This is a genomic window from Geobacillus sp. YHL (assembly GCF_022341265.1).
GTDB lineage: Bacteria > Bacillota > Bacilli > Bacillales > Anoxybacillaceae > Geobacillus > Geobacillus thermoleovorans.
Map to the genome: position 1 here is coordinate 38,915 of NZ_JAEIGB010000019.1, position 15,234 is coordinate 54,148.

Consider the following 15,234-nt stretch of genomic DNA (forward strand, 5'->3'; position numbering starts at 1 on the left):
TCCTCCTCCTAACGCTTACGCTTCTTGTCCGACCGTTTCGTCTTCAATGCCAAGCTCTTTTTTGATCCAGTCGTACCCTTCCGCCTCAAGCCGCTGCGCCAGTTCCGGACCGCCGGATTTGACGATGCGCCCTTGCATCATGACGTGCACGTAATCCGGCGTGATGTAGTTCAATAACCGTTGGTAGTGAGTGATGATCAAACAGCCGAATTCGCTGCTGCGCATTTCGTTGACGCCTTTGGCGACAATTTTCAGCGCGTCAATGTCCAATCCGGAGTCGATCTCGTCCAAAATGGCGATTTTCGGTTCAAGCATCATCAGCTGCAAAATTTCATTTCGCTTTTTCTCCCCGCCCGAGAATCCTTCGTTCAAGTAACGGTGCGCCATATCCGGGTTCATTTCGAGAAACGCCATTTTTTCATCGAGCTTGCGGATGAATTTCATGAGCGAAATTTCGTTGCCCTCGCCAAGCCGGGCATTGATCGCAGCGCGCAAAAAGTCGGCGTTCGTCACTCCACTGATTTCGCTTGGGTATTGCATCGCCAAAAACAGGCCGGCGCGCGCCCGTTCGTCGACTTCCATCTCAAGGACATCCTGGCCGTCGAGCGTCACCGATCCTTCTGTCACTTCATATTTTGGATGGCCCATAATGGCCGATGCCAGCGTCGACTTCCCCGTTCCGTTCGGACCCATGATGGCGTGGATTTCCCCGCCTTTGACTTCCAAGTCCACTCCTTTTAAAATTTCTTTTCCCTCCACGGCGACGTGGAGATTGCGAATCGTCAATACCGCCATGCAGCATACCTCCAATTCCCGATTGAGAGTCAGTTCGCTCGCTTGTCTTCTAGCGATCGTTCATTCTCATTTTATTCTCATTATAATTTTATAACAAATGAAAACTACCTGCAACTTTCCCGCTCTGTTTTCACTATGACCGTGTGAAAAAACAGCGCCTTTTACTATTTTACACGAAAACCTCAAGCTTGTACGAGTTTTTGCAAAAAAAAGACCCCGTTTTTTCCGGAGTCTAGTGAGCCGCCCGCAGCTCGCGGAGGCATTCTTGCACGAGCGTCACCGCCTGGCTCATCGCCGCCCCGCCGCCAAACGCGGCCGCCACCGCGCACGCTTCCAAAATTTCTTGTTCGGACGCTCCTTCATCAAGGCAGCCTTTCGCATGGTAAATCGTGCAATACTCATCTTGCGTCGCCAAGCTGATGCCAAGGGCGATCAATTGTTTTTCTTTTTTCGACAGCGCTCCCTCGGCAAAACAAGCTTCCGTAAATGCGTTAAACCGTTCCGCTACGTTCGGAAGTTTTTGGGTAAACGCCCCAAGCCCTTCCTTGTAGTGGCGAAGCGCGGATTCGACCGATGCATGTGTTTCGTTGTTCATGATCGTTGTCCTCCTTATTTTGCTTATCCGCTGTTAGTATGGATGAAGGAAAACGATATTAAACAACGAATGGTATTAAAAGCTTGTGGAAACACCACCGTTTCGCCAACATCGACGGAATGTCATGATGAAAACGAACGGTTCTGTTCCACTTCCATCATCATAGGAAAGGGGGGAATGCCATTGATTCGTTGGGTTGTCTTTGCCTTAACCGCCGCTTTCGCTTCGTTTTTGACGTGGATCATCATCGGCAACACCCTCGGTGAACAGGGAGACGGCGCCTTCAGCTTAACGGCTGTGATCGTCCTGCAAAACTGCGTCATCATCGTTATGCTCGCCGCCGTACTGGCGCGTTTGAACGGCCGATGAAGAGCGGAGAAACAGGTCGGCCGCGGCGCCCTCGGATTCAGAATCGTTTTAACCTTTGCTGCTTTCTTTTCGTTTAAGGGGAGCGGCTTTTTGGGGACAAAAAAGAAACGGAAGCGAAATGCTCCCGTTATTGGTTGTTTTCCGCCGCTGGAATGACGGCGCCGTGGTATTTTTCTTTAATGAAATCTTGGATTTCTTTCGATTGCAGCACTTCGACAAGCGTTTTGATTTCTTTCCGGTTTTCATCGCCTTTGCGCACCGCAATAATGTTCACATACGGATTGTTTTTCGGCGACTCAACGGCGATCGGGTCTTTCGCCGGGTCCAAACCGGCGTCAAGCGCATAGTTGGCGTTGATCAGCACCGCATCGCCTTCGCCGTTTTTGTAAATTTGCGGCAGAAGCCCGGCGTCGACATCGGCCTTAAATTTTAAATGCTTTGGATTTTCGATGATGTCATTGACTGTCGCTTTCGTTTTATCGACGCCCGGTTTCAATTTAATGAGCCCTTTTTCTTGCAGCATCGATAAAATGCGGCCATGGTCGGCGACCGAGTTGCTCATGATGATCGTCGCGCCGTCCGGCAGTTCTTCAATGCTTTTGTATTTTTTCGAGTATAAGCCGATCGGCTCGATATGAATGCCGCCGGCGTTGACGAAATCATAGCCGTACTCTTTCTTTTGCGATTCCAAATACGGAATGTGTTGGAAATAGTTTGCGTCGATTTGCTTCTCAGCCAGCGCTTTGTTCGGCAAGATGTAATCTTGGAACGTAATGATCTCCAAGTCGATGCCTTTTTTCTTCAAAATCGGTTTCGCTTTTTCCAAAATTTCCGCATGCGGCACGTTCGACGCACCGACTTTCAACTTCACCAATTTGCCGTCTTTGCCGCCTTCCGCGCTGTCGTTATTGTTGCCGCCGCATGCCGCCAAAGCGAGCACGAGAATGGCGGCGAGCAACACACCCAACCATTTCTTCATCAGTTGTTTCCCCCTTTATCGTTTATCGATTTTCGAAGTGACAAAGTCACCGATCAGCTGAATGATAAATACAATGACCAACACCAATACGGTTGCGACAAATGTCACATCGTTATGGTTGCGCTGGAACCCTTCCAAATACGCCAAGTTCCCAAGCCCGCCGGCGCCGATGGCTCCAGCCATCGCTGTATAGCTGACGAGCGACACCGCCGTCACCGTAATGCCGGAGACAAGCGCCGGCAATGACTCCGGCAGCAGCACTTTCCAAATGATCGTCCACGTTGAGGCGCCCATCGCTTGGGCTGCTTCGATGACGCCTTTATCAATTTCGCGAAGAGCGATTTCGACCATGCGGGCGTAAAACGGCGCGGCCCCAATGACCAAAGCCGGCAGCGCCGCATTGGCGCCAAGCATCGTCCCGACGAGCCATGTTGTAAACGGAATGAGCAAAATGATCAAAATAATAAACGGAATAGAGCGGAAAATGTTCACAAACGCAGCAATCACTGTATTGACAAACCGGTTTTCCCATAGGTTGCCCTTCGCTGTCAAAAATAGAAGCAAGCCAAGAACGATTCCGAGGACGAAAGTGGCCGCCACCGCCACTCCCGTCATATACAGCGTCTCGACCGTCGCCGCCCACATCGTCTCCCATTGCACGTTCGGCAGGAGGTTAGCGAGCATCGTGAATCACCTCCACCGCCACCTGCTGGCGTTGAATATAGTCAAGCGCCCGGTCGATTTCATCCCTCGCCCCGTCGAGGTGCACGAACAGCACCCCATAGGCGCCTTGATGGGTTTGCGAAATTTTCCCTTGCAAAATGTTGACATCGACGGCAAACTGACGCACCACTTCGGTGATGAGCGGCTTTCCGGCTGCCGCGCCGACGAACGTCAGCTGCGCGATCAGCCCGCTCGGGTATTGGCCAAACAAATGGGAAATCGCCTCTTCCGTCTCCTCAGGCTCGATCAGCTGCTTGACGAACCGTTTCGTAATCGGTTGCTGCGGGTTTCGGAACACATGCAGCACGTCGCCTTGCTCGACGATTCGGCCGTTTTCCATCACCGCAACGCGGTCGCAAATTTTGCGGATGACGTGCATTTCATGGGTGATCAGCACAATCGTCAGCCCGAGGCGCTTGTTGATGTCAACGAGCAAGTCCAAAATCGCATCGGTCGTCTGCGGGTCCAACGCCGATGTCGCCTCGTCGCACAGCAAGACTTTCGGGTTGTTGGCGAGCGCCCGGGCGATGCCGACCCGCTGCTTTTGCCCGCCGCTCAGCTGCGACGGGTAGGCATCCTCGCGCCCGGAAAGGCCGACAAGCTCGATCAATTCATCCACCCGCTTGTTCCGCTCCTCTTTCGGGACGCCGGCAATTTCAAGCGGAAAGGCAATGTTTTCCCTGACCGTGCGCGACCAAAGCAAGTTGAAATGCTGGAAAATCATCCCGATTTCTTGGCGCGCCTTGCGCAGCTCCCGACCTTTCACGCGCGTCATATCGCGCCCGGCGACGACCACCCGGCCGCTCGTCGGCTTCTCGAGCCCATTGAGCAAGCGGATGAGCGTGCTTTTCCCCGCGCCGCTGTAGCCGATAATGCCGAAAATTTCCCCTTCGCGAATCTCAAGCGACACATTGTCGACTGCCGTGACCGAACCGTTGGCCGCTTGATAGATTTTCGTCACTTGTTCGAGTGTAATCATCGTTTCACCTTCCTCCCCAAGCGGCAGAGCGCAAAAAGAAAACCTTTCTGCCCGCAGAGAACAGAAAGGTATTGTGCACCATTCCGTCTCTTATCTCTCAAAGCAGGCCGCTTTGTGTGAATTGGCACCATTTCAGCACATGCGCTGACGGTTGCCGGGCTTCATTGGGCACATCCCTCCACCTCTCTTGATAAGAGCGCAACAATCGCCTATTCAATTGACTACGAATGTGATTGTATCATTGTCTGTCGAAGCGTGTCAACATCTTTTTTATCCGACGTCCCGATAAGGCTTGGCCAAATGGAGGAGCGATTCAAGAAGCAAAAGCTGGCGGAAGCTTCCTGACACGTGCACTTCACGCAACCGGACGAGCTGCTGCAGCTTCAGTTCGCCGTTCAGCAGGGACGCGAGCGCCTCTTTGGAACCGCGCACCGTCAATGTTTTCCGTTCATCGTTTTCCATCCCTCTAGCGGCTGATTCCTTGCCGATCAACAGCAAGGCGGTTTCGTCATCGCTTTCAAACCGAACATACAGCTGCTCATCCGGCAAAATCGGCACCAAATGGCGCAACACTTGCATCCGTTCCACGAACTGCCCAACTAATTCACGCATTTCCATGGATATCCCCTCCCCCATTTTTATTTTTTTCACTTCCACCTGAAGAGGAGAAATCCTTTACAAAAATCTCGACAACCCGTTGACGAACGAGCGCCGTTTTTGTCATTTCCCAAGAAATGTGTCAAACAGCGTCAAAAAAAGGCGAATCATCGGGACGGCAAGCAGGCTTGAATCACTTCGTACAAATACGGAACGGAATGAAAGGCATACCACTTGCCTGCGATCGTTCCGTCCCTAAAAAGAAGCAGGCAAGGAACGCTTTCAATTTTCCACGCAACGGCCTGCTCAGGGATATAGTTGATGTCCGTTTCGTAAAACGGCAGCGCCGGAAACAACTGCTCCACCACCGTGAGCATCCGCCGCGCCAGCTGGCACGTGCCGCACAGCGGGGTATACAAGTAAAGGGCCAGAAGCGGCTCGACTTCCACCACTCGCATGACATCGTTTCGGTCGATCGCTTTCACTCGCCTCTTCCCCTCATGAGCGATTCGATGCGGACGTCGAAACGAGCGCGCAACAGCACTTGCGCCAAGTGCCAAGGCGGAGCAGTCGCCACTTCGCGATACGCCCGGTCAATGTAAAGATGCTCCGCCTCTGGAAACATGCGGCGAAACTGCCGGCGCAATTTTTCTCCCGCCTCATCGGCATCGGCCAAGACGTATACATCGCATCCTTCCAGCTCATCAGCCAGCTCCTCAAGGCGCGCATCACTGATCGTGCCGTTTGTGCAGACGATGACGACTGGTTCGTTCAGCACCGCCGCCACTTTTTGCTTGTCTGATCGCCCTTCGACGATGATCACTTTTTCCACGCGTCGCATGTCCGACCCACCTAACTTCAAATGAGGATACTATTATTGTATGTCTTGCGCCGGCCAAATGTTGAAAATGAAAAGCAACGGCCATCCACCGTTGCCTTTCAACACCAGCCCGCTTCCCCGTCGCAATCGACATATTTTTGGTCCGGCTCAACGGTAGCGGTCACCTGTTTGTAAATTCTTCCGTTTTGTTCGGTATACCCATTTTTCAACGGGACGGCCGCCGGAAGCGGAAGGCGCCCGATGAGCTCTCCTTCCTCGTACAACTCCAGCGAGCGGCCGTTCAGTTTGCCGATGATCCGGTCCGTGACATCTATGCGCGTCGTTTGCAGCGCCATCGCGAGCACCCCTTTTTTCAATCAAATTCCGGTATGTATAGAGTGCCCGAATCGAAGCGAAGATTGCAGGAACGTTTATCCTTCGTTGATCATCGCCTCGTATTGTTCCGCCGTCAACAAATTGTCGATTTCGCTCAAATCATTCGGTTTGACGACGATCATCCACGCTTTGTCATACGGCGATTCGTTCACGTACTCCGGATGGTCATTTAACGCCTCATTCACTTCAACGACCGTGCCGCTGATCGGCGCATACAATTCCGAGACCGTTTTCACCGATTCAACGCTGCCGAACGGCTCGTTCGCCGTAACCTCTGCGCCGACTTCCGGCAGCTCGACAAAGACGATGTCGCCAAGCTCTGATTGGGCGTAATCCGTAATGCCGATGCGCACGTTCTCTCCTTCCACGCGCACCCACTCATGCTCCTTTGTATAGCGAAGTTCTTTCGGCGTGTTCATCGTATCCCTCCATTGCGACAAAATGTATATTCCTTTTCATCATAACCGATTTTCCGCAAAAACTCACTGAATTCACCCGATTTTGCAAAAAATTTTTTATGTCCCCGCCGCGAAAAACGCCTCGTAGTCTTGTTCGCGAAAGCCCAAGACGACCCGCTCGCCGTCCGTCAAAATCGGCCGTTTGACGAGCATTCCGTCCGAGGCGAGCCAATCGAGCATCTCGTCTTCCGATGCGCGATCGAGCTTGTCCTTCAAGCCAAGCTCGCGGTATTTCATGCCGCTCGTATTAAAAAATTTTTTGAGCGGCAGCCCGCTTTGACGGTGCAAACGGGCGAGCTGCTCTTTCGTCAGCGGCTCGTCGACTAAGTTCACCGTCCGCACGTCAACGCCGTGTTCATCGAGCCAACGCTTCGCCTTCCGGCACGTTCCGCATTTTGGATACCAATAGAGCGTGAGCGCCATCTTCACTCCTCCCTTTCATTTCCGCTGTTTGGCAAACAAATAAGAAGCACCAGGCAGTCTGCCTGGCACTTCCCATTATCACACAATATACCGTTCGGCTTCAATGAGCGCGGCGGCCGCTTCGCGTTTTTTCGCGATCACATTGATCGGCGTATGGCGTGTCAGCCGGCGGAGCGCGGCGAGCATCATCCGCAGCGTGTCGCCTTGTTCGACGGCGACGAGCGTTTCTTTCGCATGGGCTTCAATTTCATTGAACGCCTCTTGGCAGAAAATTTGCGTGTACAGCAATTTTTGTTTGTTTTTCTCCTCACCGCTCGCCTGAATCGCTTTTTCCGTGCGCAAAAGCGCTGATTCCATCGCGTAAATGTTCGAGACGATGTCGGCGATGTTGACGAGCACTTCTTGCTCTTCTTCAATGCGCTGGCCGTATTTTTGCGCCGCTAAGCCGGCGACCATTAAGGCGATTTTTTTGGCGTTGCGCACCAAGTATTTCTCTTGTTCCAGCGCGCCCGTCCCCGGCTCTTCGGCGGCCATCATCATCAGTTCTTCCTGAAGCTGCTGCGCTTTTTGGAAGAGCGGCAGCTCGCCTTTTAACGCCTTTTTCAAATACATGCCCGGCACGAGAAGGCGGTTGATTTCGTTCGTCCCCTCGAAAATGCGGTTGATGCGCGAATCGCGGTAGGCGCGCTCAATTTCATATTCCTGCATAAAGCCGTACCCGCCGTGGATTTGCACGCCTTCATCCACGATGTAATCGAGCACTTCCGTGGCAAAAAACTTGTTCAATGAGCATTCGATCGCATATTCGGCGATCGATTTCGCCACTTCTTTGCCATCTTTCGCCTTTTCCGCATCAAGCAGGCCCATCCGTTCATCGAACAAGCCGACCGTGCGGTAAACCGAGCTTTCGGCGGCATACAGGCGCGACGCCATCGTCGCGAATTTTTCCTGCGTCAACGTAAACTGCGAAATCGGCCGTTTGAATTGCTGGCGCTGATTGGCGTATTTGAGCGTGATTTCAAGCGCCCGCTTCGCGCCGCCGACCGCCCCTAACCCAAGCTTGTAGCGGCCGATGTTCAAAATGTTGAAGGCGATGACATGGCCTTTTCCGATTTCACCGAGCACGTTTTCTTTCGGCACCGGCACATCTTGCAAAATGAGCGTTCTTGTCGACGAGCTTTTAATCCCCATTTTCTTTTCTTCCGGACCAGTTGAAACGCCCGGGAAGTCGCGTTCCACGATGAACGCGGTGAAATGTTCGCCGTCGACTTTTGCATAGACGACAAACACATCAGCAAAACCGGAGTTGGTGATCCATTGTTTTTCGCCGTTTAAAATGTAATGCGTGCCTTCCGCGTTTAATCTCGCCGTCGTTTTCGCGCCGAGGGCGTCCGAACCCGAGCCAGGCTCCGTCAAGGCGTAGGCGGCGATTTTTTCGCCGGTCGCTAAATACGGCAAATATTTTTGTTTTTGTTCTTCCGTGCCAAACAACACAATCGGCAGCGAGCCAATTCCGACGTGCGCCCCGTGCGAAATGGCAAAACCGCCGGCCGGCGCCATTTTTTCCGCAATGATGGCCGAACTGACTTTATCTAGGCCCAAACCGCCGTATTCTTCCGGAATGTCAGCGCTTAACAAGCCGAGCTCGCCCGCTTTGCGAAGCAATTTCACGGAACGGTCAAACTCGTGGTTTTCCAAATGCTCGAGCTGCGGGAGCACTTCATTGTTGACATACTCTTCCGTCGTTTTGGCAATCATATGATGTTCGTCGGTGAAATCTTCCGGCGTAAACACGCGCTCCGCCGGAATGTCTTCAATCAAAAAGCTGCCGCCTTTGATCGCTTCTTCCATCGTTTTGGCCATCGTTGATTTCCTCCCCCGAAAGATGATTGATGATCCGGGCGGCAACGCCGCCCGGGAAATAGACGTTCCATGCAGCCGGGCAAATGCGGATGCATGCCTCGCGCGAGCTGATGAAGCCCGCTCGCTGTCAGCTGCCGCTACAGCAGCTCAAACACGCCGGCCGCTCCCATGCCGCCGCCGATGCACATCGTGACGATGCCGAACTGCACGTTGCGGCGCCGCATTTCGTAAAGCAAAGACAAGGTCAGCTTCGCGCCCGTGCAGCCGAGCGGGTGGCCTAGAGCAATCGCCCCGCCGTTGACGTTGACAATGTCTTCATCCAACCCAAGTTCGCGGATGACTTGGATCGATTGCGAGGCGAACGCTTCGTTCAGCTCGATCAAACCGATGTCGGACAGCTCAAGGCCGGCCAGCTTCAACGCTTTCGGCACCGCAGCGACCGGGCCGATCCCCATCACTTCCGGCGGCACGCCGGCAACCGCGAACGAACGAAACTTGCCGAGCGGCTTCAAGCCGAGCGACTCCGCTTTTTCGCGGTCCATCACCATGACCGCCGCCGCCCCGTCGCTCATTTGCGACGCGTTGCCGGCGGTGACGGTGCCGTTTACCGCAAACGCCGGCCGGAGTTTCGCGAGCGTTTCCATATTCGTGTCTGGGCGCACGCCTTCATCTTGTGTAAAGACGACTTTCTCCTCAACGAGTTTGTTGCCTTCTACTTTGCGCACCGTCACCTCGACCGGCACGATTTCTTCATTGAATTTTCCTTCGGCAATCGCCTTGGCGGCGCGCTGGTGGCTGCGCACCGCGAATGCGTCTTGGTCCTCGCGGCTGACGCCGTATTTTTTCGCCACTTGCTCGGCAGTGTGCCCCATCGACATGTAGTATTCCGGCGCTTCTTCCGCCAAGCGGGCGTTCGGGCGGACGACATGCCCCATCATCGGCACCATGCTCATCGATTCGACCCCGCCGGCGATGACCGTGTCGGAATGGCCGAGCATCACCCGTTCCGCCGCATAGGCGATCGCCTGCAAACCGGACGAGCAATACCGGTTGATCGTGATCGCCGGCACGGTATATGGCAGCCCGGCGAGCGCGCCGATGTTGCGGGCGATGTTCAATCCTTGCTCCGCCTCCGGCATGGCGCACCCGATAATCAAGTCGTCAATGTTTCCTTCATAGTTCCCCGCGCGCTTGATCGTTTCTTTGACGACGAGCGCCCCTAAATCATCCGGCCGCACGTGGGCGAGCGTTCCTTTTTTCGCTTTGCCGACCGGTGTGCGCGCACCTGCGACAATGACCGCTTCTCTCACGCCAATCCCCCCTTGATCTCCTCCGCTTTAGTTGCGGAGCGGTTTTCCTTTCACAAGCATATGCTGCATGCGCGCTTGCGTCTTCGGCTCGCCGATGAGGCTCAAAAACGCCTCGCGCTCGAGATCGAGCAAATATTGCTCGTCGACTTCCGTTCCGTACGGCACTTTGCCGCCGGCTAGAACATACGCCAATTTTTTCGCGATTTTCAAATCGTGCTCGCTGATGTAGCCGGAATGGAACATCGACTGCGCCCCAAGCAGCATGGCGGCATAGCCGCTTTCGCCGGCCACCGGCACTTTCTTCCTTACAGGCGGCCGGTACCCTTCCTCATACATCGAGAGCACCGCCTGTTTCGCTTCATACAGCAGATGGTCGCCGTTCATCGTGATGCCGTCGCGGTGATTCAAGAAGCCAAGCTCGCGCGCTTCCGCCGCTGACGTCGACACTTTCGCCATGGCGATCGTTTCAAATACGCTGGCCGCGATTTTGACGTAGTCGACGTCCACGCCGCGCGGCAGGCTGTTCAACCGTTTGATGTACAGCTCCTTGTTGCCGCCGCCGCCCGGAATCAAGCCGACGCCGACTTCGACGAGCCCGATGTACGTCTCGGCCGCCGCTTGGATGCGCGAAGCCGCCAAGCTCACTTCCGCCCCGCCGCCTAACGTCATGGCAAACGGCGCGACGACGACCGGCTTCGGGTTGTATTTCATTTTGAGAAGCGCTTGCTGGAACTGGCGAACGGCAAGTTCCAATTCAAAAAAGTTTTCGTCTTGCGCCTCCATGAGCATCATCGCCAAGTTCGCGCCGACGCAGAAGTTTTTCCCTTGGTTGCCGATGACGAGCCCTTTGTAGTTGCGGTTGACTTCCTCAAGCGCCTCGTTGATCATTTGGACAATATCGGCGCCAATCGCGTTGTTCGGCGAATGGAACTCCAGAAGCGCCACGTCGTCGCCGAGGTCAATGAGGCTGGCGCCGGCATTTTTCTTGATGACGCCGCGCGCCTCTTTCAGCCGGCGGATGTGGATGACTTTTTCGTTTTCTTCTACTGTTTTATACCCGCCCGGCGCATAATAGAACAGCCGGCCGTTTTCCGTTTTATAGAACGATGTGGCTCCGTCGGCGAGCATGTCCGTGATCCACGACGGGATGTCGCGCCCTTCCGCCTGCATTTTGCGCACCGACTTCTCGAGGCCGATCGCATCCCACAGTTCAAACGGACCTTGCTCCCAGCCGAACCCCCACTTCATCGCCTGATCGATCGCCACGATGTCGTCGGCGATCTCCCCGACAAGGCGGGCGGTGTACAGCAATGTCGGCGCGATGATGTTCCAAAGGAGCGTTCCCGCGCGGTCGCCATCGGCATACACGAGCGTTTGCAGCTTGGCGGCCGCTCCTTTCGCCTGCTTCGCCATCTCCACCGCCGGGGTGACAAGCTTTTTGCGCGGCTCGTATTGCATCGTGACGTAGTTCAGCTCGAGAATGTCTTTTCCTTGCTTGAGGAAAAAGCCTTGTCCGGATTTGCTGCCGAGCCAGCCGTTTTCAAGCATCGTTTTCATAAACTCCGGCACGCGGAACGCCTCTTTTTCTTCCCCTTCGACGTTTTCATACACGTTGTTGGCGACATGCACGAACGTATCGAGCCCGACGACGTCAAGCGTGCGGAACGTCGCGCTTTTCGGCCGGCCGATGAGCGGCCCCGTCACCGAATCGACCTCGCCGACGCTGTAGCCGCCTTGCATCATCTCGCGGACGGTGACGAGCAAGCCATACGTGCCGATCCGGTTGGCGATGAAGTTCGGCGTATCTTTCGCCATGACGACGCCTTTGCCGAGCACGTCTTCGCCGAACGATTTCATATAGGCGACCACATCCGGATCCGTATGCTCCGTCGGGATGATCTCAAGCAGCTTCAAATAGCGCGGCGGGTTGAAGAAATGCGTGCCTAAAAAGTGTTTTTTGAAATCGTCGGAACGCCCCTCCGCCATTGCGGCGATCGAGATGCCGGATGTGTTCGAGCTGACGATCGTCCCCGGCGTCCGCACCTCGTCGACGCGAGCGAAGACTTCTTTTTTCACTTCCAGCTTTTCAACGACCGCTTCAATGATCCAATCGACTTCCGCGAGCCGGTGGAAGTCATCCTCGAAGTTGCCCGTTTCAATCAAAGCGATGTTGTCTTTGGACATGAGCGGCGCCGGTTTTTGCTTGAGCAGCCGCTCGAGCGCCTGATTGGCGAGGCGGTTGCGCACTTGTTTATGCTCGAGCGTCCAACCTTTTGCTTCTTCCTCTTTCGTCAATTCCCGCGGCACGATATCCAACAGCAGCGTCGGAATGCCGACGTTCGCCAAATGGGCGGCAATGCCCGAACCCATGACGCCGGACCCGAGCACCGCGGCGCGCCGAATGCGTTTTACCATTTCGGTTCCCCCTCACACCATTGAATGAATGGTCATTCATTTTTTGATGAAAAAAATATCGTTGAAACCGCTCTCTATAACTAAATATATAGTATGTTGATAATTTTCGCAATATATTTGCGCATATTTTTCCCGACATCGCACTCCGAAATGTTGCTCATACTAACGATCAGGAGGTGAACCACCGATGGCCCGGTTGAAAAAAAATCCATCTGAACGCGGCGTCAGCGCCGCAAGCGTCAAAGGAAACGCCGGCCCGACGGTCGAAGCCGACGGCGGCGGCAAGCGGACAAGCCAAAACCAGCAGTACAAAAAACACAACATGCAAGGGGACTGACGCCCATGGCGTCAGCTCCCGCCTGTCATAGCTGCAAATAAAGAGAGGCCGCACGATCTGAACGGCGTTTACCTCAAATGACCGCCCGACGCCCCGTGACATGCAACGGCGTTTGTCTGAAATCCAAAAAGGCTTGATGGCCGTTGCCGCTGGATGCCTGTCCTCTTCTGCGCCCGAACGCTCAGCGGCCGCCGGCGTTTTCCTCTGTTTTGCGCCCCTACTTGCGGAAGATGCCTTTTAAAACAAACGCCACGTTGGCCGGCCGTTCGGCGAGCCGGCGCATAAAATAGCCATACCAGTCCGTGCCGTACGGAACGTACACGCGCATCGTATATCCTTCGCGCGCCAGCTCGAGTTGGCGCTCCGGGCGGATGCCGTACAGCATTTGGAATTCAAACTGGCTGTTGGGAATGTTGTATTCTTTGACGAGCTGCTTCGTATATTCGATGATGGCGTCGTCATGCGTCGCCACCGCCGTGTAGTTGCCGTTTAGCAAATGCATTTTGATGATCTTCTTAAAGTTCTCATCGACATCTTTTTTATCCGGAAACGCCACTTCGGGCGGTTCTTTGTACGCTCCTTTGACGAGACGCAAGTTCGGGCGGTACGGCTTTAAGTCTTCAATGTCTTGTTCCGTCCGGTACAAATACGCCTGCAGCACCGTGCCGACGTTGTCGTATTCTTTTTTCAACGTTTTAAAAATGTCCAGCGTCTTTTGGCAGCGCGAATAGTCTTCCATATCGATCGTCACAAACACACCGCGCTGTTTTGCCGCATCCAAAATGCGGCGCATGTTGCGCATGACAAGCTCATCGGAAATATCAAGCCCCATCGATGTCATTTTCAGCGACAGCTGCGAGTTCAATTTCTCCCGGCTGATCGCCTCAATCGCCTCCAAGCAATGGCGCGCCATCTCATTCGCTTCCTGCTCATTGTCGACAAACTCACCCAAATAGTCGACCGTGACCGCCAATCCTTTTTCGTTCAGCTGGCGGATGACGCGCACCGCTTCCTCGATCGTTTCGCCGGCGACAAACCGTGAAGCGCCGAAGCGGAGGCCGTATCGTTTCGCCCATTTCGTCAATGTTTTATTTTTCGATAAGAACAGGAAAAAATCGCGCATCAACTGCTCCACTGTTGCAAGCCTCCTTGTATGGAAACGCATTCACCATTCTTATTGTACCATGTTTCAATTCAATTGAATATGTTTTTTCCCCACGGTTTATTTTTTATATGCGCATAATTTTCCACTCTCTGCACAATCTACAAGCGAACAACCGACGAAAGGAGCGAACAACGATGCAACAGCAACCGCAAACGAACCCGCAGGCGGCGATGCCTGAGCCGCCGCAAATGGTGTCCACCAAAGACGCCATGTATTTTTCCGATATGATGTCATGGAACTTGCTGGCGGCGAAAAAGGCGCACTTTTTCGCCTCGCAATGCCGCGATCCTGAAGTAGTGCAGGCGATCGAGCGCGCTGGACAGATGCATCAGCGCCATTACGACATGATTTTGCGCCATTTGCAAAACCCGCCGCAGCCGCCGGTGATGTGAAAGGAGGAACGATGCATGAACACGAAACAAGTGCAAAATCCGGAGACACAAGTGCCGAAAACGCCGCAAATGAACGAGCGCGATTTTCTCAATGACATGCTGGCGACGGAAAAATACATGACGTTGTCATACAGCGTGTACTTGCATGAAGCGAGCAACCAACCGTTATATCAAGATATGATGAATATTTTCACCGAAACGCAAAACTGTCAGCGCGACTTGTACAACTTGATGTTCAAAAAAGGATGGTACAAGCTTGAAGCCGCCGATCCACAAAAGCTTCAGCAAACGTACCAGCAGTTCCAAGGGTATACGAATCAGCTCCCTTATCAACGAAATGCCATGCAATAACAAAACGAGGGGATGTCCGAACGGCAGAAGGACATCCTCTTTCTCAATCCGTTAAGAAGACAGGGCGCAGAAAGGGGAGAAAGGGATGACAGCGCCATCCGAATCGGTATGGAGCATGCTGCAAACAGCGGACGTCCGCATCCGCGACACCGGGATCATTGAATAAGCATCCCTTCTTGTTCCACAGGGATGCTTATTCTTTCATGAATAGACGATTAATACCACCAGCCTGGATACGGCGGGTACGGCGGATACGGCGGGTACGGG

At 53.9% G+C, this 15,234-nt stretch carries 19 protein-coding genes and 1 riboswitch; of the genes, 4 read left to right on the forward strand and 15 right to left on the reverse strand.

The window, feature by feature from the left end; genetic code table 11:
* Positions 1-15: 15 nt before the first annotated feature.
* Together sufC and JCR24_RS14015 are read right to left on the reverse strand one after the other, a co-directional pair.
* The gene (gene sufC / locus JCR24_RS14010) at positions 16-795 is read right to left on the reverse strand and encodes a Fe-S cluster assembly ATPase SufC (protein WP_011232465.1); all 780 of its coding nucleotides are present in this window, start codon (positions 793-795) and stop codon (positions 16-18) included.
* A gap of 232 nt (positions 796-1,027) precedes the next feature.
* Positions 1,028-1,390 (reverse strand): carboxymuconolactone decarboxylase family protein, encoded by a 363-nt coding sequence (locus tag JCR24_RS14015; protein WP_238980832.1) that lies wholly within the window; start codon positions 1,388-1,390, stop codon positions 1,028-1,030.
* Between the two features lie 177 nt (positions 1,391-1,567).
* Here JCR24_RS14015 and JCR24_RS14020 point away from each other — a divergent pair, with 177 nt between their 5' ends.
* A complete protein-coding gene (locus tag JCR24_RS14020; RefSeq protein ID WP_081130782.1) occupies positions 1,568-1,759 on the forward strand; it encodes a hypothetical protein in 192 nt (63 codons plus the stop codon).
* Between the two features lie 127 nt (positions 1,760-1,886).
* Here the strand turns inward: JCR24_RS14020 and JCR24_RS14025 are convergent, their stop codons facing one another.
* From JCR24_RS14025 to JCR24_RS14080, 12 genes are all read right to left on the reverse strand, one after another.
* Positions 1,887-2,738 carry a MetQ/NlpA family ABC transporter substrate-binding protein gene (locus JCR24_RS14025; RefSeq protein ID WP_014196684.1) on the reverse strand — a complete coding sequence of 284 codons (852 nt, stop codon included), beginning with the start codon at positions 2,736-2,738 and terminating at the stop codon, positions 1,887-1,889.
* Positions 2,739-2,753: 15 nt separating this feature from the next.
* Complete coding sequence (locus JCR24_RS14030; RefSeq protein WP_011232468.1) at positions 2,754-3,422, reverse strand: methionine ABC transporter permease; 669 nt, start codon at positions 3,420-3,422, stop codon at positions 2,754-2,756.
* Positions 3,412-4,440, reverse strand: coding sequence for a methionine ABC transporter ATP-binding protein (locus tag JCR24_RS14035; protein WP_160270183.1), 1,029 nt, complete (start codon positions 4,438-4,440; stop codon positions 3,412-3,414). Before JCR24_RS14035 ends, JCR24_RS14030 begins: the two co-directional genes overlap by 11 nt.
* An 87-nt stretch (positions 4,441-4,527) precedes the next feature.
* Positions 4,528-4,637, reverse strand: a riboswitch (SAM riboswitch).
* A gap of 73 nt (positions 4,638-4,710) precedes the next feature.
* Positions 4,711-5,058 (reverse strand): hypothetical protein, encoded by a 348-nt coding sequence (locus JCR24_RS14040; protein ID WP_025039296.1) that lies wholly within the window; start codon positions 5,056-5,058, stop codon positions 4,711-4,713.
* Positions 5,059-5,204: 146 nt separating this feature from the next.
* Complete coding sequence (locus JCR24_RS14045) at positions 5,205-5,522, reverse strand: thioredoxin family protein (protein ID WP_160270187.1); 318 nt, start codon at positions 5,520-5,522, stop codon at positions 5,205-5,207.
* Positions 5,519-5,878 carry a toprim domain-containing protein gene (locus tag JCR24_RS14050; RefSeq protein WP_013524554.1) on the reverse strand — a complete coding sequence of 120 codons (360 nt, stop codon included), beginning with the start codon at positions 5,876-5,878 and terminating at the stop codon, positions 5,519-5,521. The genes JCR24_RS14045 and JCR24_RS14050 overlap by 4 nt, the downstream gene beginning before the upstream one ends.
* A gap of 98 nt (positions 5,879-5,976) precedes the next feature.
* The gene (locus JCR24_RS14055) at positions 5,977-6,213 is read right to left on the reverse strand and encodes a YusG family protein (RefSeq protein ID WP_013144299.1); all 237 of its coding nucleotides are present in this window, start codon (positions 6,211-6,213) and stop codon (positions 5,977-5,979) included.
* Positions 6,214-6,288: 75 nt separating this feature from the next.
* Positions 6,289-6,672: a glycine cleavage system protein GcvH gene (gcvH, locus tag JCR24_RS14060; RefSeq protein ID WP_011232474.1), complete on the reverse strand. Its 384-nt coding sequence runs from the start codon at positions 6,670-6,672 to the stop codon at positions 6,289-6,291.
* Positions 6,673-6,768: 96 nt separating this feature from the next.
* Positions 6,769-7,134: an arsenate reductase family protein gene (locus tag JCR24_RS14065; protein WP_238980833.1), complete on the reverse strand. Its 366-nt coding sequence runs from the start codon at positions 7,132-7,134 to the stop codon at positions 6,769-6,771.
* A 78-nt stretch (positions 7,135-7,212) separates the two neighbouring features.
* Positions 7,213-8,997, reverse strand: a complete 1,785-nt coding sequence (locus JCR24_RS14070; RefSeq protein WP_011232476.1) for an acyl-CoA dehydrogenase family protein — start codon at positions 8,995-8,997, stop codon at positions 7,213-7,215.
* A 137-nt stretch (positions 8,998-9,134) separates the two neighbouring features.
* Complete coding sequence (locus JCR24_RS14075; RefSeq protein ID WP_011232477.1) at positions 9,135-10,307, reverse strand: acetyl-CoA C-acetyltransferase; 1,173 nt, start codon at positions 10,305-10,307, stop codon at positions 9,135-9,137.
* Positions 10,308-10,334: 27 nt separating this feature from the next.
* On the reverse strand, positions 10,335-12,722 hold the full coding sequence (locus JCR24_RS14080) for a 3-hydroxyacyl-CoA dehydrogenase/enoyl-CoA hydratase family protein (protein ID WP_013524556.1): 2,388 nt from the start codon (positions 12,720-12,722) through the stop codon (positions 10,335-10,337).
* Between the two features lie 187 nt (positions 12,723-12,909).
* Here JCR24_RS14080 and JCR24_RS14085 point away from each other — a divergent pair, with 187 nt between their 5' ends.
* Entirely contained in the window at positions 12,910-13,059 is a 150-nt protein-coding gene (locus JCR24_RS14085) for a YuzL family protein (protein WP_011232479.1), read from the forward strand.
* A 217-nt stretch (positions 13,060-13,276) separates the two neighbouring features.
* Here the strand turns inward: JCR24_RS14085 and JCR24_RS14090 are convergent, their stop codons facing one another.
* Positions 13,277-14,194, reverse strand: a complete 918-nt coding sequence (locus JCR24_RS14090; RefSeq protein WP_238980834.1) for a proline dehydrogenase family protein — start codon at positions 14,192-14,194, stop codon at positions 13,277-13,279.
* A 164-nt stretch (positions 14,195-14,358) separates the two neighbouring features.
* Between JCR24_RS14090 and JCR24_RS14095 the strand changes: the two genes are divergently transcribed.
* Positions 14,359-14,616, forward strand: coding sequence for a hypothetical protein (locus tag JCR24_RS14095; protein ID WP_081130799.1), 258 nt, complete (start codon positions 14,359-14,361; stop codon positions 14,614-14,616).
* A 15-nt stretch (positions 14,617-14,631) separates the two neighbouring features.
* Complete coding sequence (locus JCR24_RS14100; protein WP_025949929.1) at positions 14,632-14,967, forward strand: spore coat protein; 336 nt, start codon at positions 14,632-14,634, stop codon at positions 14,965-14,967.
* Positions 14,968-15,234: the final 267 nt, after the last annotated feature.